Origin of the sequence: Ensifer sp. 22460 (assembly GCF_052044935.1) — a bacterium.
In the GTDB taxonomy this organism is placed as follows: domain Bacteria; phylum Pseudomonadota; class Alphaproteobacteria; order Rhizobiales; family Rhizobiaceae; genus Ensifer.
The window spans coordinates 128,855-146,161 of record NZ_JBQENZ010000010.1; the positions used below are offsets into that span (position 1 = coordinate 128,855).

Annotated in this window: 21 protein-coding genes; 11 read left to right on the forward strand and 10 right to left on the reverse strand. The window is 63.1% G+C overall.

Features of this window, described 5'->3' with window-relative positions:
• Positions 1-14: 14 nt before the first annotated feature.
• A complete protein-coding gene (locus ACTJKM_RS14965; RefSeq protein ID WP_058326223.1) occupies positions 15-965 on the reverse strand; it encodes an aldo/keto reductase in 951 nt (316 codons plus the stop codon).
• Positions 966-1,165: 200 nt separating this feature from the next.
• Between ACTJKM_RS14965 and ACTJKM_RS14970 the strand changes: the two genes are divergently transcribed.
• Positions 1,166-2,152, forward strand: a complete 987-nt coding sequence (locus ACTJKM_RS14970) for a Gfo/Idh/MocA family protein (protein WP_058326224.1) — start codon at positions 1,166-1,168, stop codon at positions 2,150-2,152.
• A 73-nt stretch (positions 2,153-2,225) separates the two neighbouring features.
• On the opposite strand, the gene ACTJKM_RS14975 is transcribed toward ACTJKM_RS14970, so the two are convergent.
• Positions 2,226-2,642, reverse strand: a complete 417-nt coding sequence (locus tag ACTJKM_RS14975) for a hypothetical protein (protein ID WP_245296030.1) — start codon at positions 2,640-2,642, stop codon at positions 2,226-2,228.
• Between the two features lie 129 nt (positions 2,643-2,771).
• Here ACTJKM_RS14975 and ACTJKM_RS14980 point away from each other — a divergent pair, with 129 nt between their 5' ends.
• Complete coding sequence (locus ACTJKM_RS14980) at positions 2,772-3,551, forward strand: helix-turn-helix domain-containing protein (protein ID WP_058324555.1); 780 nt, start codon at positions 2,772-2,774, stop codon at positions 3,549-3,551.
• Between the two features lie 33 nt (positions 3,552-3,584).
• Here ACTJKM_RS14980 and ACTJKM_RS14985 read toward each other — a convergent pair whose 3' ends face one another.
• Genes ACTJKM_RS14985 through ACTJKM_RS15000 form a run of 4 tightly spaced genes read right to left on the reverse strand, consistent with a single transcriptional unit; the run spans position 3,585 to position 5,925 of the window.
• Positions 3,585-3,797: a hypothetical protein gene (locus ACTJKM_RS14985; RefSeq protein WP_058324556.1), complete on the reverse strand. Its 213-nt coding sequence runs from the start codon at positions 3,795-3,797 to the stop codon at positions 3,585-3,587.
• A 14-nt stretch (positions 3,798-3,811) separates the two neighbouring features.
• A complete protein-coding gene (locus ACTJKM_RS14990) occupies positions 3,812-4,174 on the reverse strand; it encodes a hypothetical protein (RefSeq protein WP_057247882.1) in 363 nt (120 codons plus the stop codon).
• 9 nt (positions 4,175-4,183) lie between these two features.
• A complete protein-coding gene (locus ACTJKM_RS14995) occupies positions 4,184-4,888 on the reverse strand; it encodes a class I SAM-dependent methyltransferase (protein ID WP_057247883.1) in 705 nt (234 codons plus the stop codon).
• On the reverse strand, positions 4,885-5,925 hold the full coding sequence (locus tag ACTJKM_RS15000; protein ID WP_082663434.1) for a glycosyltransferase family 2 protein: 1,041 nt from the start codon (positions 5,923-5,925) through the stop codon (positions 4,885-4,887). The genes ACTJKM_RS14995 and ACTJKM_RS15000 overlap by 4 nt, the downstream gene beginning before the upstream one ends.
• Positions 5,926-6,074: 149 nt before the next feature.
• Between ACTJKM_RS15000 and ACTJKM_RS15005 the strand changes: the two genes are divergently transcribed.
• The 4 genes from ACTJKM_RS15005 to ACTJKM_RS15020 all read left to right on the forward strand — a co-directional run bounded on the left by ACTJKM_RS15005 (position 6,075) and on the right by ACTJKM_RS15020 (position 10,911).
• Positions 6,075-7,895, forward strand: a complete 1,821-nt coding sequence (locus ACTJKM_RS15005; RefSeq protein WP_082663435.1) for a hypothetical protein — start codon at positions 6,075-6,077, stop codon at positions 7,893-7,895.
• A 77-nt stretch (positions 7,896-7,972) separates the two neighbouring features.
• Complete coding sequence (gene xseA / locus ACTJKM_RS15010; protein WP_440660552.1) at positions 7,973-9,577, forward strand: exodeoxyribonuclease VII large subunit; 1,605 nt, start codon at positions 7,973-7,975, stop codon at positions 9,575-9,577.
• Positions 9,578-9,680: 103 nt separating this feature from the next.
• Positions 9,681-10,265, forward strand: a complete 585-nt coding sequence (locus ACTJKM_RS15015) for a chloramphenicol phosphotransferase CPT family protein (RefSeq protein WP_063891538.1) — start codon at positions 9,681-9,683, stop codon at positions 10,263-10,265.
• Between the two features lie 55 nt (positions 10,266-10,320).
• Positions 10,321-10,911, forward strand: a complete 591-nt coding sequence (locus tag ACTJKM_RS15020) for an NAD(P)H-dependent oxidoreductase (protein ID WP_058324560.1) — start codon at positions 10,321-10,323, stop codon at positions 10,909-10,911.
• Between the two features lie 6 nt (positions 10,912-10,917).
• Here the strand turns inward: ACTJKM_RS15020 and ACTJKM_RS15025 are convergent, their stop codons facing one another.
• Positions 10,918-11,400, reverse strand: a complete 483-nt coding sequence (locus ACTJKM_RS15025; protein WP_058324561.1) for a MarR family winged helix-turn-helix transcriptional regulator — start codon at positions 11,398-11,400, stop codon at positions 10,918-10,920.
• Between the two features lie 101 nt (positions 11,401-11,501).
• On the opposite strand from ACTJKM_RS15025, the gene ACTJKM_RS15030 reads away from it, so the two are divergent.
• The 4 genes from ACTJKM_RS15030 to ACTJKM_RS15045 all read left to right on the forward strand — a co-directional run bounded on the left by ACTJKM_RS15030 (position 11,502) and on the right by ACTJKM_RS15045 (position 13,496).
• Entirely contained in the window at positions 11,502-12,380 is an 879-nt protein-coding gene (locus ACTJKM_RS15030; RefSeq protein WP_058326228.1) for an EamA family transporter, read from the forward strand.
• Positions 12,381-12,444: 64 nt separating this feature from the next.
• A complete protein-coding gene (locus ACTJKM_RS15035; RefSeq protein WP_244495499.1) occupies positions 12,445-12,723 on the forward strand; it encodes a sigma factor in 279 nt (92 codons plus the stop codon).
• A gap of 38 nt (positions 12,724-12,761) precedes the next feature.
• Complete coding sequence (locus ACTJKM_RS15040) at positions 12,762-13,076, forward strand: hypothetical protein (protein ID WP_244495500.1); 315 nt, start codon at positions 12,762-12,764, stop codon at positions 13,074-13,076.
• Positions 13,077-13,097: 21 nt separating this feature from the next.
• Positions 13,098-13,496: a VOC family protein gene (locus ACTJKM_RS15045; protein ID WP_057247888.1), complete on the forward strand. Its 399-nt coding sequence runs from the start codon at positions 13,098-13,100 to the stop codon at positions 13,494-13,496.
• A 90-nt stretch (positions 13,497-13,586) separates the two neighbouring features.
• Here ACTJKM_RS15045 and ACTJKM_RS15050 read toward each other — a convergent pair whose 3' ends face one another.
• The 3 genes from ACTJKM_RS15050 to ACTJKM_RS15060 form a co-directional block, all read right to left on the reverse strand.
• Positions 13,587-14,840 (reverse strand): aminopeptidase, encoded by a 1,254-nt coding sequence (locus ACTJKM_RS15050; protein WP_057247889.1) that lies wholly within the window; start codon positions 14,838-14,840, stop codon positions 13,587-13,589.
• A gap of 87 nt (positions 14,841-14,927) precedes the next feature.
• On the reverse strand, positions 14,928-15,806 hold the full coding sequence (locus tag ACTJKM_RS15055; RefSeq protein ID WP_058326229.1) for an MBL fold metallo-hydrolase: 879 nt from the start codon (positions 15,804-15,806) through the stop codon (positions 14,928-14,930).
• Positions 15,807-16,005: 199 nt separating this feature from the next.
• Complete coding sequence (locus tag ACTJKM_RS15060; RefSeq protein WP_058326230.1) at positions 16,006-16,677, reverse strand: glutathione S-transferase family protein; 672 nt, start codon at positions 16,675-16,677, stop codon at positions 16,006-16,008.
• 83 nt (positions 16,678-16,760) lie between these two features.
• On the opposite strand from ACTJKM_RS15060, the gene ACTJKM_RS15065 reads away from it, so the two are divergent.
• Positions 16,761-17,216, forward strand: a complete 456-nt coding sequence (locus tag ACTJKM_RS15065) for a MarR family winged helix-turn-helix transcriptional regulator (protein ID WP_058326231.1) — start codon at positions 16,761-16,763, stop codon at positions 17,214-17,216.
• Positions 17,217-17,307 lie beyond the last annotated feature (91 nt).

Below are 17,307 nucleotides of genomic sequence, written 5' to 3' on the forward strand. Positions count from 1 at the left end.
TGGTTTTGCTCCCGTCATTCGCCCACATCGTTGAGCTTTCGGATCGCTTCATCCGACAGCTCCAGTGCGGCAGAACGAATGAGGCTCTCCAACTGCGCGAGGCTGGTCGCGCTGGCGATCGGCGCCGTGACGCCCTTGCGCGTCCGGATCCAGGCGAGCGCGATTTCCGCCTGGGTCGCTCCGGTGTCGGCGGCGATGTCGTCGAGCACGCCGAGGATGCGCATGCCGCGCCCGTCAAGATATTTCTCGACGCCGCTGCCGCGTGCCGAGCCTTCGAGGTCCTTGTGCGTCCGGTACTTTCCCGAGAGAAAGCCGCGCGCCAGCCCGAAATAGCTGATGACGCCGATCTCCTCGGCAATGCAGAGATCGCGCAGCGGCCCTTCGAACGCGTCGCGGTCGTAGAGATTGTATTCCGGCTGCAACACCTGATAGCGCGGCAGGCCCTGGTTTGCGGATACGTCGAGCGCCTCGCGCAGTTGCAGCGAGTTCAGGTTGGAGGCGCCGATGGCCCGGACCTTGCCCTCGGTCAGCAACTGGTCGTAGGCCGTCAGCGTCTCCTCGTAGGGCGTTTCCGGATCGGGCCAATGGGAGAGATAGAGATCGATATGGTCGGTCTGCAGCCGCTGCAGCGAATCCTCGACCGCCTGCAGGATCCAGCGGCGCGAAAGCCCCTTGCGGTCGGGCCCGAGTTCGGAGCCGACCTTGGTGACGATGACGGCCTTGTCGCGCGACCGGCCGGACTGTTTCAGCCATTTGCCGATGATCGTTTCGGATTCGCCGCCCTGATTGCCCGGCGCCCAGGAGGAGTAGACATCAGCGGTATCGATGGCGTTGAACCCGGCATCGAAAAAGGCGTCGAGCAGCGCAAAGGAGGTCTTTTCGTCGGCGGTCCAGCCGAAGACATTGCCGCCGAAGACAAGGGGCGCGATTGTCAGGTCGGTACGGCCAAGTCTCAGTTTTTCCATGGTTTCGCTCCATTGGACTGGATGAAAGCATATCGCGATCGGGAGGATTGCGAAGGGAAAGATAGGGCAGAAAAGCTGACATTGTCACCCGTCTGCCGGCTTTTTTCTGCGAAACGCGAATCTCGGCCGGAACGGTATCAATCGCTTGATAGGTACGTACCTCGGCGCTAGTCTCGGCCGCAAAATCAGGGAGCTTCACCATGTTACGTTTCGGAATTCTGTCCACGGCCCGGATCGGCCGCGACCTCGTCGTGCCGGCCATTCAGGACGCGGAAAACTGCGTCGTTTCGGCTGTAGCCAGCCGCGACTTCGCAAAAGCCCGGGCGATGGCCGATCGCTTCTCCGCACCGCATGCCTTCGGTTCCTACGAGGAGATGCTGGCGTCCGACGTGATCGATGCGGTCTACATTCCGCTCCCGACGGCGCAGCACGTCGAATGGTCAATCAAGGCGGCCGACGCTGGAAAACACGTGCTGTGCGAAAAGCCGATTGCGCTACGCGCCTCCGAGATCGATACGCTGATTGCGGCGCGAGATCGCAATGGCGTGGTGATCGCCGAAGCCTTCATGGTCACCTACAGCCCCGTCTGGCGCAAGGTGCGCTCGCTGCTGGCCGAAGGCGCGATCGGCCGGCTGCGCCACGTCCAGGGCGCCTTCACCTATTTCAACCGCGACCCCAACAACATGCGCAACATTCCAGCGCTCGGCGGCGGCGGTCTGCCGGATATCGGTGTGTACCCGACGATCACCACCCGTTTCGTCACCGGCAAGGAGCCGGTGCGGGCGCAGGCAAGCACCGATCGCGATCCGGAATTCGGCACGGACATCTATTCGAGCGTGCGGGCAGACTTCGGCGATTTCGAGCTGAGCTTCTATATCTCCACCCAGCTCGCCGCCCGCCAGGTCATGGTCTTCCATGGCGACAAGGGCTTCATCGAGGTGAAGTCGCCCTTCAACGCCGATCGTTACGGCCGTGAGGAGGTGGAATTGACGAACCAGAACCACGCCCAGTCCCAGCTCTTCCGCTTCCAGGATGCCCGCCAGTACAAGCTTCAGGCGGAAGCCTTCTCGCGCGCCGCCAAGGGTGAGGACGAGGAAGTGGTGACGCTCGAGAATTCGCGTCTCAATCAGAAATTCATCGACGCGATCTATCGCGCCAGCGCCAAGGATGGCTGGGAGACCATCTGAGACGATCGAAGAATACGAGAAGGTCCGCCGGCATGACCGGCGGACGCCTTTCGCGATCTCTTGAGACCATCCGTCAGGCGATCGCCCCGCGCTCCTGCGCCAGACCGCGCAGCTTGAAGAACAGGAAGTCGGCGACGCCGATCATGCCGATGACGACGAGGGCAATGCCGGCGGCGGAAAGGGAGGCATAGGCGGCGAGCAGCAATGCCAAGCTTCCTACCTGCCAGAGCATGTCGCCGGCGATGCTGATGCGCGCCGAAGCCGTCACCGGGCCGCCATTGCGCGCCGCCGAGAGGTGGAATATCCCCCAGATCAACAGACCGGCACCCAGCGCCTTCAACATGACAGGCGTGATGAGGGGCGTCGCGGCGGCGTTGACCAGTGCAGCCAGCGGCACTGCTGCGAGGATCAGCGCGGCGCCGGAGACGAGCGAGAAGGCGCCGTCGGCGAGGAAGGTCTTGTTGAGCGGGCTGCGGTTCGAGAGGGTCATCTTCGGCTCCATCCGTTTGTCGATGGCCGGATGTTGCGCTGATGACGTCATCAAACCAATTACCTCTGAGGTAATGGATTTTACCCGGCACGCGCGCCAGTCTGCCGGGCAAATGGAGAATCACGACACATGCAGTTTGGCGAACATCTGAAGGAGTGGCGCGGACACCGCCGCATGAGCCAGCTCGACCTGGCGGTCGCCGCCGGCATTTCGGCGCGTCACCTCTCGTTCCTCGAAACCGGCCGCTCGAAACCGTCGGAAGGCATGATCCTGCGGTTGGCCTCGGTGCTGGAAGTCCCGGCCCGCGACCAGGGGACGCTGTTTTCGGCAGCCGGCTATCGACCGCGCATGGCGACACGGCCGGCCGCGGGCCTGGACGCCATGCCGCCGGCCGTCGCCAATGCCATCAGGCTGATCCTGGCGCGCCACGATCCCTATCCCGGCCTGGTGCTCGACCACGAATATACGTTGCTGGTGGTCAACCCGGCGCTGGCGAGCCTGGCCGTCGCCGCCGACATTCCGTTCCAGCCGGGAGAAAATTTCCTCGACACCTTCCTCGGCAATGACAATGTGCGCAAGCTGGTCGTCAATTGGGAGCCGGCGGCCGCCGATCTCGTGCAGCGCGTGCGCACGGAGGCCTGGCTGCAAGGACCGCGCAGCCGCCTCGGCAAACGCCTGGAGAAGGCCGCGTCCAATCCCGCAGTGGCGCGCGCGGTCGAGAATCATCCGGACACTGACCGGCTGCCCGTTCTGCCGATCGAACTCGATGTCGGCGGCTTGCGGCTGAGCTTCATCACCACGCTGCAGACCTTCGGCTCGACCCAGGATGCCCTGGTGGAGGGTGTGCTGATCGAATCCTTCTTCCCCGCGGACGAGGAGACCAGGGCGTTTTTCGAGCGAAAAGGATGAGCATTCTTTGTGCGCTCATCTGAGCGCACGGCGCTAGTGGCTGTCGCGCTGCAGGCCGACTGCGATGGCGCCGCATAGCATCAACGCGACGCCCATATTATAGGCGCCAATCGCTGCGACCGCTTCGACCCAGCTGCCGCTGACACCTGCCAAAGCCAGCAGCACCGCACCGACCAGCACGCAGACACGCGCAGAGCGCAGACCGCATGTGATGATGCCGAGAAGGAAGGAGGCGGTGACGATCATGGTCCCGGGTATCCTTACGAGTTGATGATGATCATGCCGCCGATGATCAGCGCGGCACCGAGGGCGTAGCGCAGCGTTACCGCCTCGCCGAGAAAGACGGCGGCAAGCAGCGGCACAATGCAGAAGGTGAGCGCCATGAACGAATAGGCGATCGTCAGCGGCACGGACTTGATCGTGAAGATCCAGATGATCGTGCCGATGCCGTAGACGGCCAAGGCGGTGAGCAATGTCGGGTTAAGGGCCAGCGCCAGCAGCCCTTGCGCGTTGGCATCCCCGGTCTTGGCGCTTGTCAGCTTGAAGAGGATCTGACCGGCCGAAATCAGCACCGGCGTGAAGAACAGTCCGAACCAGACGGCGGGCTGAAGATTGAGGTTCATCGCCACGTCTCACACCGCCAGAGCTTTGTCTTCGCGATAGTAGATGTCGCGGCCGATATCGATGCACTCGTGCTCGGCTGGCACCGGATGCACCGCGCGAAGGAAGGAGTGGGTATAGGGGAAGAAATTGAAGTGCGGATTGAAGGTGTAGCGATACTCGCGCTCGCGTGGCACGACAATGATCAGGCGCCGGCGGGCAATCCGTCGAAGTTCGGAGATCGCTTTGCGATAGTCGAGGATATGTTCGATGACATGGGTGCAGACGACGGTGTCGAACTCGCCATCCGCAAATGGCAGGTCCTCGATCATCGCCGCGTGATATTCCACGCCCTCGATCCGGGCCGCGTCGTCGATGGCGAAGTCGACGCCTGTCAGGCGCTTGACCTCGGGATTGGCAGCGCGGATCCGTTTCAACAGAACGCCGGTTCCGCAGCCGACGTCGCAGACGCTGTCGCCGGCGATGCTTGCGGCGATCTTGCGTACGCAGGCTTCGGAATTGTCCGTTCCCTCGTGAACCCTCGGATGGCGCCGATAGAGGTCTTCGTATTCGCGTGCCGACAGGAACGGCGCCCGTGCGCGAAACTCCGCGAGATGCGCGATGTGCTTGCCCCAGGCGAGGCTCGCCATGCCCTTGAACAGGCGCGAATCCCTGAGGATCGGCGGTATGACGTCTTCGATGATGAAGCGTATGCGGTTGGTTGTTTCCCGGTTCATCCGTGACGTTCCCGAACGATCCGTGCCTGCGTTCCGATCGCCAAATCCTCGGTCTGGGACAAACCGAGGCCGCCCTTCGCGCTGTCGAGGGGAGCGGCCCGTGCGGCGGTTGCGATATAGTGAAGGCGAAGCTGCTCGGTCCGGGCCCGTGAGACGGAATCGAGGATCAGGCCCGCCGTGAACATGATGATCGACACCATCAGCATGGCCAGCGCGAAGACCCAGGTCGGCATGCGCGGCACGAGCCCGGTGGCGAAATATTCGAGCAACACCGGCATCATGAAACCGACGCTCGTCGAGAGGAAAGCCATGCCAATGAGTCCGAAGAACGTGAAAGGCCGCGTTTCTTTCATGAGCATTGCGAAGGTCCAGAGGATCTTGGCGCCGTCCTTGTATGTCGATAGCTTGGAATGGGAACCGTCGGGTCGCCGGCCATAGTCCAGTTCAAGCTCTGCGACAGGCAGTTTCAGCCGCGAGGCATGGACGGACATCTCCGTCTCGATTTCGAAGCCGTTGGAAATGGCAGGGAAGCTCTTGGCGAACCGCCGCGAGAAGACCCGGTAGCCGGAGAAGATGTCGTTGAAATCCGTACCGAACATCGATCGGTAGAGAAGGTTGAAGAGCCTGTTGCCGAGCGCATGACCCTGTCTGCCCGCGTCGTTGTGGACGCCGCGCCGGGTCCCGACGACCATGTCGGTGCGCTCTGTGATCAAGGTGCGGATCAGATCTTCCGCATCCGTCGGGCAATAGGTGCTGTCGCCGTCGGCCATGACATAGATGTCGGCATCGATATCGGCGAGCATCCGGCGCACCACGTGCCCCTTGCCCTGCCGGCGCTCGCGCACGACGGTCGCACCGGCAAGCATGGCCTTCAGGGCCGTGCCGTCCGTCGAATTGTTGTCGTAGACATAGATGTGCGCTGACGGCAGCGCCGCCTGGAAGCCCTGAACCACTTGCCCGATGGTCGACGCTTCGTTGTAGCAAGGCAGCAGAACGGCGATGTTGAAACGGTCGAACATCCGGGTGGCTCGGCTCATGTTGGATCGGCGCCATCATAGGCATCAGGGTGTTAACAAGACGCCAAGGGCCACGTCCGTGCGCGCAGGCTCCCCCAATTGTCGCGGGCTTTACGCTTTTTTGAGCGCTCGTCGTTAGGTTGCGATGTGATCGAGACGGGCGAGGATCCATGGCGAACGGGACGGCGACGCTTTCCGAGGCGATTTCGAAGAACGCGCCGAGGCCGTTCTGGTCGAGCCTGCGTTCGATGGTGTTCGTCTACGGCGCTCCCACCATCCTCGTCCTTGTCGCCCGGTACCTGATGGCGTCCGACTATGTTGGCCGCGACAATGATGATGTCATGCGTCTGGTTCAGGTACGCGATCTCCTCGGTGGCCAGAGCTGGTTCGACCTGACGCAAGCCCGCCTCGGCCTAGAAGGCGGCACGCTGATGCACTGGTCACGCCTCATCGACCTGCCGATCGCCGCACTCATTTCCGTCTTCAGGCCGTTCGTCGGGACGGTGCAGGCTGAAACATTGGCCTTGGGGTTCTGGCCGATTTCGCTTGCGATCCCGTTGCTGGCGGCCATGGGCCTGGCCGGCCGTCGTGCCGGTGGCGTGGCGGCGATGCATTTCTGCCTGGGACTCACCACGATCTTCATCGTCACCACCAATCGCTTCCTTGGCGGCTCGATCGATCACCACAACGTGCAGTTGGTACTCGTCGCAGCCATGGCAGCAACGCTGGTCGATCGAGAGTTTCGCGCGTCGAGCTACGCCATTGCAGGATTGGCGGCGGCGCTGGCGATTGCCATTGGTGCGGAAACGACGCCGTTTGTGGCTGTGGTCTGCGCGGTCGTTGCCTGCCAGTGGGTTTGGGTCGGCCGACAGGCTTCGCAGGCTACCGTTGCCTTTGGCCTTTCGCTCGCTGCAAGCCTGAGCCTCTTCTTCTTCGTGACGGTACCGCCGCGCCTCTACCTGGCCGCAACCTGCGACAACCTCTCGATCGCCTTCTACTCGCTGGCGCTGACCGGAGGCGGCCTGCTGGCGCTTGCCGCCGCCACGCTAAGCCGTCGGTCGACTGTCGTGCGGTGTTTTGCCCTTGGCGCTTGCGGCCTGGGGGTCATTGTCGTGGCACTGTGGGTGGCGCCGCAATGCCTGGGCAATCCCTTGGCAGCGCTTGACCCGTTGCTCCGCGAGCTGTGGCTCGACAACGTCACCGAAGCGCGCTCTTTCGCAGCCGTTGCAACGGGGGAACCCGCGAGCATCGGCGCCTACTACTTCACCGGTGCCTTTGCCGCGCTTCTCTGTGCCTGGCGCATCTGGCGTCGCGACAGGGTCGATCTCAACCTCATCCTCTTCGCGCTTGTGTCTTCGAGCCTGATGATTGCGCTCATCCAGGTACGCGGAATGGCCTTTTCCAATCTCCTGGCGATCGTACCGATCGCGTTGCTGCTCTCGAATCTGCGTGCCCGCTCAAACGGCGGAACGGCAGGCGTGGGCGCGTCTCTGCTCTATGTCGGCACGCTTCTCATTTCGGTTCCAGCGGTTTGGGCCATTGCCGGGGTTCTTGTCGACAAGGGAATCGGAGGAGTTGTGGCGGGTGAAACCGCAACCTCGAACGGTAAGGCGTGCCTGACAACGTCATCGCTGACCGATCTGGAAGGCTTGCCGCCGTCGTTCATTGTCGGGCCATCGGATATCGGTGCAACCCTGCTTCGCCGCACCCAGCACCGCGTGCTGAGCGCACCCTACCATCGCAATGCCGCCGGCATGCTCATGGAGCTGAAGATCGGTCTGGCACCGGCCGAGGACGCGGCGGTCATGTTGCGCCAGCTCGGACATCCGGTCCTGGCCTTCTGCGCTGCGGACGTGCAGGCGCGAATGATCGCCGCGCGGGCGCCACAAGGCTTCTATGCTGAGCTTGCCGCCGGGCGTGTGCCGGCGTTCCTTTCGCCCTTGCCGGTTTCCGAGGGCTCGCCCATTCGCCTCTATGCGCTGAAACCGTAAGCGGCGTCGGCCGCTTGGGGCGTTGGAAAGCGCAACGGATGTGCTGGCCTTCGGCGAAGGGTGCGGTAAAAGAAGCTATGGCTTCTTTCTTCGACAGCGATTCTCCGAGCAACCTCACCGAATATTCGGTGTCCGAGCTTTCGGGCTCGATCAAGCGAACGGTCGAGCAGGCCTTCGACCAGGTGCGCGTGCGCGGCGAGATCTCGGGCTATCGCGGCCCGCACTCGTCGGGCCATGCCTATTTCGCGCTCAAGGACGACCGGGCGCGCATCGATGCGGTGATCTGGAAGGGTACTTTCTCGCGCCTGCGCTTCCGCCCGGAAGAGGGCATGGAAGTGATCGCGACCGGCAAGGTCACGACTTTCCCGGGTTCGTCGAAATACCAGATCGTCATCGAAACGATGGAGCCGGCCGGTGCCGGCGCGTTGATGGCGCTCCTCGAAGAACGCAAGCGCAAGCTGGCTGCGGAAGGGTTGTTTGATGCCGGCCTCAAGCGGCCGTTGCCCTATATGCCCAAGGTGATCGGCGTCGTCACTTCGCCAACAGGCGCTGTCATTCGCGATATCCTGCACCGCATTGCCGACCGTTTCCCCGTGCATGTCGTCGTCTGGCCGGTGCGCGTCCAGGGCGACGGCTCTGGCGACGAGGTGGCGGCGGCGATCCGCGGCTTCAACGACATCGCGCCCGGTGGGCCGATCGCCCGGCCAGACGTGCTGATCGTTGCCCGCGGCGGTGGCAGCCTTGAGGACCTCTGGGGCTTCAATGACGAGGCGGTGGTCCGGGCTGCGGCGGCTTCCGAGATCCCGCTGATTTCCGCCGTGGGTCACGAGACCGACTGGACGCTGATCGATCATGCCGCCGACCAGCGGGCGCCGACGCCGACGGGTGCGGCGGAAATGGCGGTACCGGTCAAGGCCGATCTCGAAGCCGGGGTCTCCGGCCTCTCGGCGCGCCTCAAGGCTGCGGTCGGGCGGCAGATGGACAATCGCCGCCAGGCGGTGCGTTCACTGGCACGTGCCCTGCCGTCTCTCGATCAGCTTCTGGCGCTCCCGCGCCGCCGCTTCGACGAGGCCGCCCTCGGCCTCGGGCGTGGCCTGCAGATGAACACCGCCAACAAGCGCCGCCAGTTCGAGCGCGTCTCGTCTGAGCTGCGTGCCGATCTTCTCAAAGGCAAGTTCTCGGAGCGCCGCCAGCGTCTGGTCGATGCCATGAACAAGGCCGAGCGCATCGTCGAGCGGCAGGTGCATCGCGGCGAGGCGCGGGTCCAGGCGGCGGATGCTGCGCTGCGCGCGCTGCCCTCACGCCTCATCGGCCAGATCCATCGCGCCTCCGATCGCGTCGGAGGCCTTGCCGCCCGGTCCGACGTTGCCGTGCGCGCCGACGTGCGCCGCCTTCGCAGCGTCATCGTCGCCCAGGATCGCATCCTGCAGTCGCTCTCCTATCGCAACGTCCTGCAGCGCGGTTTCGCGCTGGTTCGCGATGCCGATGGCGGTCCTGTGCGCCAAGCGGCGGCCGTCTCCGCCGGCATGGCACTCAGCCTGGAATTCGCCGATGGCCGCGTTTCGGCGATTGCGGGCGAGGGGGAGAGCGAACCGGTTTCTCCGCCGTCGGCGCCGCGCAAGAAGCAGCAGAAGCCCACGGAGCCGGCGGCAGACCCGCCAAAGCAGGGTAGCCTGTTCTAGAGCGTCCTTTGTGCGTTNACAAAGGACGCTCTAGCGCGTTTCATCCTGCTGTCACGGAGGTGGCATAACGCCAGCGTTCGCTCCCTCGGAGATTGAGTCGGATATGGTCGAACGAGCCAAGATCATCTTCATCCATGGTGCCTCCAGCAGCGGCAAATCCACGCTGGCGCGCGCGGTCCAGGCGCAGATCGGCGAACCGTTCTGGCACGTCTCGATCGACCATCTGCGCGACTCGGGCATGCTGCCGATGGAAAGATTTCGGCGCGGAGATTTTCGCTGGAGGGACCATCGTGCCCGTTTCTTCGAAGGGTTCCATCGCTCGCTGGTTGCCTATGCTTCGGCCGGCAACAGTCTCCTGCTGGAGCATATTCTCGAGGAGCCCGGCTGGGCGGCTGATTTGGCGGTGATGTTCGAACCCTTCGATGTCTACTTTGTCGCGCTTCACTGTGAGCTTGCGGAACTCGTGCGACGAGAAACGCTTCGGTCCGATCGGCCAATTGGCAGCGCCGCAGACGACTTTCACCGCATTCATGAGGGGCAGCGCTACGACCTTCAGCTTCATTCGCGAGACGCGGCCGAAGACAACGCGGCTAAGCTCATCTCCGCCTGGACGTTGCGCCGGTCGCCATCCGTCTTCGATGAACTCGCTCTCAAGGCTCGATCGAAAAAGGCCGTTCCGCCTCGTTAGCCGGGCAAAAGCTTGCCTTCGTTTTCGGCCCCAGCCTACGAATGAGGAACAACAGATGCATATTCTGCTCGTGCTTGCTCACCCGCTCGAAGACAGTTTTGCCGCGAACGTGGCGCGTGAAGCGCGTGCTGCTTTGGAGGCGAGCGGCCATTCCGTCGACCTGCTCGATCTCTATCGCGAGGATTTCGATCCGCGCCTGAGCATGGCGGAGCGAGGCAGCTATTTCACCGACGCCTATGATCGATCGGCAGCCGCCGACTGGATAAAGCGGCTGCAGGCAGCCGATGGCCTGGTCCTTGTCTTTCCGCAATGGTGGTTCAATTTCCCGGCGATCCTCAAGGGGTTCTTCGACCGGGTCTTCGCACCGGGCGTCGCCTTCGACAATGACCCAGCCGGTGGCCGCATCATCCCGCGCCTTCACAACATCAAAGTCTTCTGGGCGCTGACCACGACCGGCTCGCCCTGGTGGGTGGTGCACCTCTATATGGGCAATCCGGTGAAGCGGTTGTTGAAGCGTGGCATCGCCGCCTTCTGTGCCAAGGGGCTGAATTTCCGCATGCTCAGCCTGCACGACATGGACAGGGCGACTGACGCCAAACGCAAGGCGCATCTGGCGCGTGTGCGCCGGCTCGTCGCCCGTATCTAGCCGCGGCTACTCGAAGGCAGCAAGATATTTGCGTAGCAACCCGTCGAGCGCCGCGCGCTCCTCCGGCGAGAGCTCGGAAACAACGCGATGCTGGTTCGCCACATGGGCGGTTGCCGCCTCATCGACACGGCGCAACCCTTCTTCCGTCAGTGCGATGATGACGCTGCGCCTGTCCTCGGGATTGGCGATCCTCTCGACCAGTCCCGCCTTCTCCAGCTGGTCGATGCGGTTGGTCATCGTGCCGGAGCTGACCATGGTCGTATCCAGAAGTTCGCCGGGCGAGAGCCGGTAGGGTGCGCCGGAGCGGCGCAGCGTCGCCAGCACGTCGAAGCTCGACGCGCTGAGGCCGCGTTCGGAAAAGCTTTTCTCGATCTCCCGGGCGACATGGGTCGAAAGCCGCGAGAGGCGACCGAGCAGGCCCATGGCCGACACGTCGAGATCCGGCCGTTCCCGGTGCCATTGGGCCAATATCCTGTCGACACGATCCATCCGAGGTCTCCACTGTTTTGCCAGCTATAGGGTATCTTGACGTAGAGATAAACTATGGTAGTCTCAATTTATCTTGATGTAGAGATTCTTGAGATAAAGATATGAGCACGAACCGTAACGTCGATCTCGCCTTGACTGCAATCGCGCCGGCCATCTGGGGCAGCACCTACCTCGTCACCACAGAGTTCCTGCCATCAGGCTATCCGCTGACCGTCGCGATGCTGCGCGCGCTGCCAGCCGGGCTTCTATTGCTGCTCTTCGTCCGGCGCCTGCCTGAAGGCATCTGGTGGCTCCGGACGTTCGTGCTGGGTGCGCTGAACTTCTCCTTCTTCTGGGCCATGCTGTTCGTCTCGGCTTACCGCCTTCCCGGGGGCGTTGCCGCAACCGTCGGCGCCGTCCAGCCGCTGATCGTCATACTGCTGTCGCGCGTCTTCCTGGGGTCGCCGATCCGCGTACTCAGCGTTGTTGCCGGTCTGGCCGGCATTGCCGGCGTCGCCCTCCTGGTGCTGACGCCCGGCGCCGTGCTCGATCCGCTCGGCGTTCTTGCTGGCCTCGCCGGTGCCGTCTCCATGGCCTTTGGCACGGTGCTGAGCCGTCATTGGGCGCCACCGGTGCCGCCGCTCACCTTCACCGCCTGGCAATTGGCGGCGGGCGGCCTGCTTCTCGTGCCGGTGGCGCTGTTCTTCGAGCCGTCGCTACCGCCGCTGACCACGGCCAACGTCCTCGGGCTTGCCTATCTCGGCCTGATCGGCGCCGCCTTCACCTATCTGCTCTGGTTCCGCGGCCTGTCGCGCCTCGAACCGTCAGCCGTATCGCCGCTCGGCTTCCTGAGCCCGGTCGTTGCCATCCTGCTCGGCTGGGGCGTGCTTGGCGAGCATCTGACGTCGGTCCAGGCCCTCGGTATCCTCGTCGTCTTCGCCAGTGTCTGGCTCAGCCAGCGCGCACAATTGATGCCGAAGGTACGACCGGCCCGCGCCTGAGCGTGGTCTTGCAACCATAGGGCAAGCGCTTCACATTGCCGGGAACCTCAATCCCTGAGCCCTGATGACCGAGCACCTGACGCCGGCGCACTATTTCGATCTCCTCCGCTTCGCCAAGCGCCAGACCCGCCGTGCGGCCGAAGCGGAGGATTTGCTGCATGAAGCGTTGATCGTGGCGCTCAAGGCAAAGCGCTTCCCCACGTTGGTGATCGCGCCTGGTTCCGCGGTGTCATTCGCAAGCTCGCCGCGATGCAGGCGCGCACGGCCGCTCGTCGTCTTCGGCGCGAGCGACAGGCGCCTGAGCCGGAAACGCAGGGCGCGGCGGCGTCGAGCGATCCTCTAAGCTTTGCGGCCACGCTCGCGCCCAGTCTCAGGATCGTGATGCTGCTCGCCATTGCCGGTCATAACCGACTGGAGATCCGCCATCTCCTCAAGATTTCCGACGAGGCGCTGCGTCAGCGCATCCTGCTGCTGCGCCGAGCCTGGCGCGATGCCGGCCACCTCGAGACCAATCTGGAACTGACCGGGCTGCGTTATCCGCTGGATAGCGGCCGCATCCGCCAGGCGCTCCTGCCGGTGACGCGCAGCGGCCGTGCCGCCTTTGCTAGCCACGATCCCGATGGTCACCTCTTCGCGGTCAATTTTTCTTTGCGTGCGTCTCACGAAACGGCGGCCGGCGGCAACAAGCCGGTGTAACCAACAGAAAGGGAGCAACCAATGCTGTCGAAACCACGTATCGGAGCCATCTGCTACTACGTCTCTGATATCATCCGGACGGAAGCCTTCTATCGCGATGTGCTTGGTCTTGAGGTGCAGCGGATGGATGACGATGAAGCCGGCGTCTGGCTGATGGCCACCATCGAAAGCAATGTCGAGCTGATCTTCTTTGTCGCCGAAAGCAAGCCCGGCAATTCACCGATCGTCGTCTTCGATCTCGCCGAGGGTGGCATCGACGATGTGGTCGGTGGACTTGCCGAAAAGGGCACCACGATCGTCACGCCGGTGAGCCACGCGCCAGGCGGCTGGTCGGCGGAATTCGCCGATCCAGATGGCCACGTGCTGTCGCTCTACCAGTCGGCGGAGATGCCGCGTCTGAAACGCGTTGCCAACGGCTGACGGGGTCAACTCTCCAAAGGAAAGGCCGCCGCATTTTTAGCGACGGCCACCGAAACTTTCAGAATGCCCGAGTCGGGGGAGAAGCCGTGATCAGGCCCACTCGCCCTTCCGCATGACCGGAACGCGGCTGCCGTCGGCGCGCACGCCGTCGATGTCCACCTCACCCGAGCCGATCATCCAGTCGATATGGATCAAGCTTGAATTGCCGCCCTGGGCGCGGATCTGTTCCGGCGTCAGCTTGGCATCGTCGACGAAGCAGCCGGAATAGCACTGGCCGAGCGCGATGTGGCAGGAGGCGTTTTCATCGAACAGCGTGTTGTAGAAGAGGATACCGCTTGCCGAGATCGGCGAGGAATGCGGCACCAGCGCCACTTCGCCAAGCCGGCGTGCACCCTCATCTGTGTCGAGCACCTTGTTCAGCACTTCCTCACCGCGCGAGGCCTTCGCTTCGACGATCCGGCCGCCTTCGAAGCGCACCTGGATATTGTCGATCAGCGTTCCCTGGTGCGACAGCGGCTTGGTCGAGGAGACATGGCCCTCGACGCGCAGCGCATGCGGCGTCGTGAACACTTCTTCGGTCGGGATGTTCGGGTTGCAGGTAACGCCGTTCTTGGCTTCCGACGCGCCGCCGCACCACAGATGACCATCGGCCAAGCCCACGGTCAGGTCGGTGCCGGGGCCGGTGAAGTGCAGTGCTGCGAAACGCTCGCCATTCAGCCAGGCCGAGCGCCGGGCAAGATTGGCATTGTGCTCTTTCCAGGCCGCAACCGGATCGGCGACATCGACGCGCGAGGCGGCGAAAATGGCGTTCGCAAGCTTCTCGACGGCAACGTCTTCCGGATCGTTCGGGAAGACGAGCTTTGCCCAGGATGGGTTCGGGTAGGAAACGATGTTCCAGTTGATGTCGAAGTTCGAGATCTTTTCGAGCGCCGGCTTGTAGGCGATCGAGTTCGCCTTGTTGGCGCGCGCGACCTTGGCCGGGTCCTGCGCCGACAGCATCATCGGATTGTCGCCGGAGATTGCGAGGCGCGCCGCACCGCCGGCAAAGGCCTTGGCCATGCCGTCGAAGAGCCAGTCGCTCGCCCGGTCGAAGCTTTCGTCGGGAGCGTAGGCATAGCGCGAAAGCGTCGTGTCTTCATCGGAGTAGAGCGTCGTCACCAGTCCGGCACCCGCCTTGTAGGCGTGCTTGGTGATGAGGCGGACGAGTGGCATTGCCGCCACCGGCGCGGTCATCACCAGGTCCTGGCCGCGCTGGAGCTGCAGGCCGACCTGGATCGCGACTTCCGCAAGCTTGTCGAGTTTCACCGGATCGATGGGAGTGGGCGTATTGGCGGGATAGGTCATGATCTGCCTGTCTATTGAATCGGAAGAAGAAGATTTAGAGCGCTTTGCGGCGAAAATGAAGGTTGGTGGTCATCATGCGATCCCAACTTAATCCGTCCTGAGAGCGGCCTGCATCCGTTCGACATTGCTCCGGTGCACCGCCTCGTAGGGTTCGAAATGGAGGATCGCGCCTGAGGCGATCTCCTCGGCGGCGAAATCCTTGAGCGTGCCGATAGGGGTGCCGGCCGCGATCGCATCGGTCAGCCGTTCGATGTAGAGGCGATTGGCATCGATGAATTCCGGCCCGTAGCCGCCCGCGGCGATGCGCATGCGGTCGCCGTGAGCAGGCAGGATCCTTTCGATCGGCCAGTGCCGCAGGCGCACGAGTTCGGCGACATGCGTCGCCGTCTGGTCAGCCTCGCTGATATAGGTCGTTGTATCCTCGAGCGTATCGCCGGCGAGCAGCAGCTTTTCCTCGGGCAGCCAGATGACGTTGCCGTCGGCGCTGTGGATGGCGAAGTGATGCAACTCCACCCGACGTTCGCCGACGGTGAGCGCGAGCGTCCCCTCGAACATCCGGCTCGGCATGACGAGGGGCCGGATCGGCGGCGTCGCTGTTTCGATCTTTTCGCGGTTTTCGTGAAGTCTCTCCGCCGTCAGCTTCAGCGCGATGATCTCGCAATCAGCAAAGACAGCGTTTCCGGCGACATGGTCCTTGTGCCAATGGCTGAGCACCACGCGGATCGAGGTGACGCCGAGGCTTTCGAGGTGATTGCGGATCGCCCGGGCATGGTCGAGCGAGATATGCGTGTCATAGACCAGCGCCTCGTGGCCGCCGACGATGGCATAGGAGGTGACGCCCAGTTCATAGGCACCGTCGTCGAGCCAGTTCGGGGCCTCCGAGTAGAGCCTCACCCCGGCGACGCGCCCGTCATAATAGGCGTAGAGGCCGGGATAGGGCTCCAGGATCGTCAAGGTCGAGGTCATGTCCGCCACGATGCGCTCCTCTCAACACGGCTTGGTCACCGTCTTAGAGCAATTCCAGGAAAAGTGTGAAACGCTTTTCCGTCCGCAATAGCTTGCTTTCAAGGCGTTGGGTCAATTCGATGTTTCAATGAACCAATGAGAAGGATCCAGGCCGCTGGAGCGGGAGCATGAAGGACTGACGTGACCTCGCGCCGCCGCCTTACGCCTGCCGGGCACGCAGCAGATAGGCGTCGTGATCCCTGAGGAAGGCCATCAGCCGCTCGCTGTAATCGGCCGTTACCGCCGCCTTGACGCTCGGCCGTTCGGCAAGCGCCTTGCGCCAGGCGCTGATACGATCGAGCCCGTCGAAGATGCCGTGATCGGCGAGTGTGTCGAAAAGATCGAAATAGCGGAAGATCGGCGCGAAGACCGCATCGACCAGTGAAAAGCCGGCGCCGGCGAAATAAGGGCCGTCGTTGAGCGCCGCTTCAACGGTCGCAAACTTGCTGGCGAGCGCCTTGCGCTTCTGCTCGTAGGTTTCCTGGTCCTTGGCAGTCTCGAAGCCCCAGAGATCCGAAAGGATCGACGAACCAAACTCCATCCAGCCGCGATGCCGGGCGCGCTCCAACGCGTCTTCAGGGTGCAGCTTGGCCCCCGATTGGGTTTCCTCCACATACTCGGCAATGACGGAGCTTTCGAACAGCACGGCTTCATTGCCCTTCTGCGGCACCTGCAGCAGCGGCACCTTGCCGAGCGGCGAGATCTTCAGGAACCAGTCGGGCTTGGCCTTGAGGTCGATATAGGTCCGTTCGAAACGGACGCCTTTTTCATCCAGCGCAATCGAGGCGCGCTGCACATAGGGGCAGAGATGGTGGCTGACGAGGGTAAGCATGGCAGTCTCCCGGTTGAAGCAAGTAGATGCATTTGCATGTATGTGGGCTTGCTTCGATTTTCAAGATGGATGTAATTGCATCTATGACCACTGAGACAAGAAACGACGGAAAGCGTCCCCGACCGGAAACCACGGAAGCCTGGATCGGGTTGATGCGCGCGCGCGAGCGCGTGCTTGCGCGGATTGAGGCCGATTTCAAGGCTTCAGGCTTGCCGCCGCTCGGCTGGTACGACGTGTTGTGGGAGCTGGTGCAAGCGGAAGGTGGCCGGCTGCGTCCCTTCGACCTCGAAGCCCGCACGCTGCTTGCGCAATACAACCTCTCGCGCCTGATCGATCGGCTGGTCAAGGAAGGCCTCGTTTGCCGCGAAGCCTTCGACGCCGACGGACGCGGCCAATGGGTGGTGATCACGCAGGCGGGCCGGGTGATGCGGGAGCGCATGTGGCAGACATATGGCGCATCGATCGAGGCCCATGTCGGCGCCAGACTGACCGAAGCGGAGTCGCGGCAACTGGCGACGCTGCTGGCGAAGCTCAGGTAGGGCGTTTCAAGCGTGCAACGGCTTCGCGTCTTCGCAATGCCAGGTAATCGGACTGCCGCCTGTGCGCAAGTTTGCCCCTCACCCTACCCCT

Bases quoted from the DNA above. Each gene is read 5' to 3' on its own strand.
- ACTJKM_RS14965 (WP_058326223.1), bottom strand. From the start codon at position 965: ATGGAAAAACTGAGACTTGGCCGTACCGACCTGACAATCGCGCCCCTT.
- ACTJKM_RS14970 (WP_058326224.1), top strand. From the start codon at position 1,166: ATGTTACGTTTCGGAATTCTGTCCACGGCCCGGATCGGCCGCGACCTC.
- ACTJKM_RS14975 (WP_245296030.1), bottom strand. From the start codon at position 2,642: ATGACCCTCTCGAACCGCAGCCCGCTCAACAAGACCTTCCTCGCCGAC.
- ACTJKM_RS14980 (WP_058324555.1), top strand. From the start codon at position 2,772: ATGCAGTTTGGCGAACATCTGAAGGAGTGGCGCGGACACCGCCGCATG.
- ACTJKM_RS14985 (WP_058324556.1), bottom strand. From the start codon at position 3,797: ATGATCGTCACCGCCTCCTTCCTTCTCGGCATCATCACATGCGGTCTG.
- ACTJKM_RS14990 (WP_057247882.1), bottom strand. From the start codon at position 4,174: ATGAACCTCAATCTTCAGCCCGCCGTCTGGTTCGGACTGTTCTTCACG.
- ACTJKM_RS14995 (WP_057247883.1), bottom strand. From the start codon at position 4,888: ATGAACCGGGAAACAACCAACCGCATACGCTTCATCATCGAAGACGTC.
- ACTJKM_RS15000 (WP_082663434.1), bottom strand. From the start codon at position 5,925: ATGAGCCGAGCCACCCGGATGTTCGACCGTTTCAACATCGCCGTTCTG.
- ACTJKM_RS15005 (WP_082663435.1), top strand. From the start codon at position 6,075: ATGGCGAACGGGACGGCGACGCTTTCCGAGGCGATTTCGAAGAACGCG.
- xseA (WP_440660552.1), top strand. From the start codon at position 7,973: ATGGCTTCTTTCTTCGACAGCGATTCTCCGAGCAACCTCACCGAATAT.
- ACTJKM_RS15015 (WP_063891538.1), top strand. From the start codon at position 9,681: ATGGTCGAACGAGCCAAGATCATCTTCATCCATGGTGCCTCCAGCAGC.
- ACTJKM_RS15020 (WP_058324560.1), top strand. From the start codon at position 10,321: ATGCATATTCTGCTCGTGCTTGCTCACCCGCTCGAAGACAGTTTTGCC.
- ACTJKM_RS15025 (WP_058324561.1), bottom strand. From the start codon at position 11,400: ATGGATCGTGTCGACAGGATATTGGCCCAATGGCACCGGGAACGGCCG.
- ACTJKM_RS15030 (WP_058326228.1), top strand. From the start codon at position 11,502: ATGAGCACGAACCGTAACGTCGATCTCGCCTTGACTGCAATCGCGCCG.
- ACTJKM_RS15035 (WP_244495499.1), top strand. From the start codon at position 12,445: ATGACCGAGCACCTGACGCCGGCGCACTATTTCGATCTCCTCCGCTTC.
- ACTJKM_RS15040 (WP_244495500.1), top strand. From the start codon at position 12,762: ATGCTGCTCGCCATTGCCGGTCATAACCGACTGGAGATCCGCCATCTC.
- ACTJKM_RS15045 (WP_057247888.1), top strand. From the start codon at position 13,098: ATGCTGTCGAAACCACGTATCGGAGCCATCTGCTACTACGTCTCTGAT.
- ACTJKM_RS15050 (WP_057247889.1), bottom strand. From the start codon at position 14,840: ATGACCTATCCCGCCAATACGCCCACTCCCATCGATCCGGTGAAACTC.
- ACTJKM_RS15055 (WP_058326229.1), bottom strand. From the start codon at position 15,806: ATGACCTCGACCTTGACGATCCTGGAGCCCTATCCCGGCCTCTACGCC.
- ACTJKM_RS15060 (WP_058326230.1), bottom strand. From the start codon at position 16,677: ATGCTTACCCTCGTCAGCCACCATCTCTGCCCCTATGTGCAGCGCGCC.
- ACTJKM_RS15065 (WP_058326231.1), top strand. From the start codon at position 16,761: ATGACCACTGAGACAAGAAACGACGGAAAGCGTCCCCGACCGGAAACC.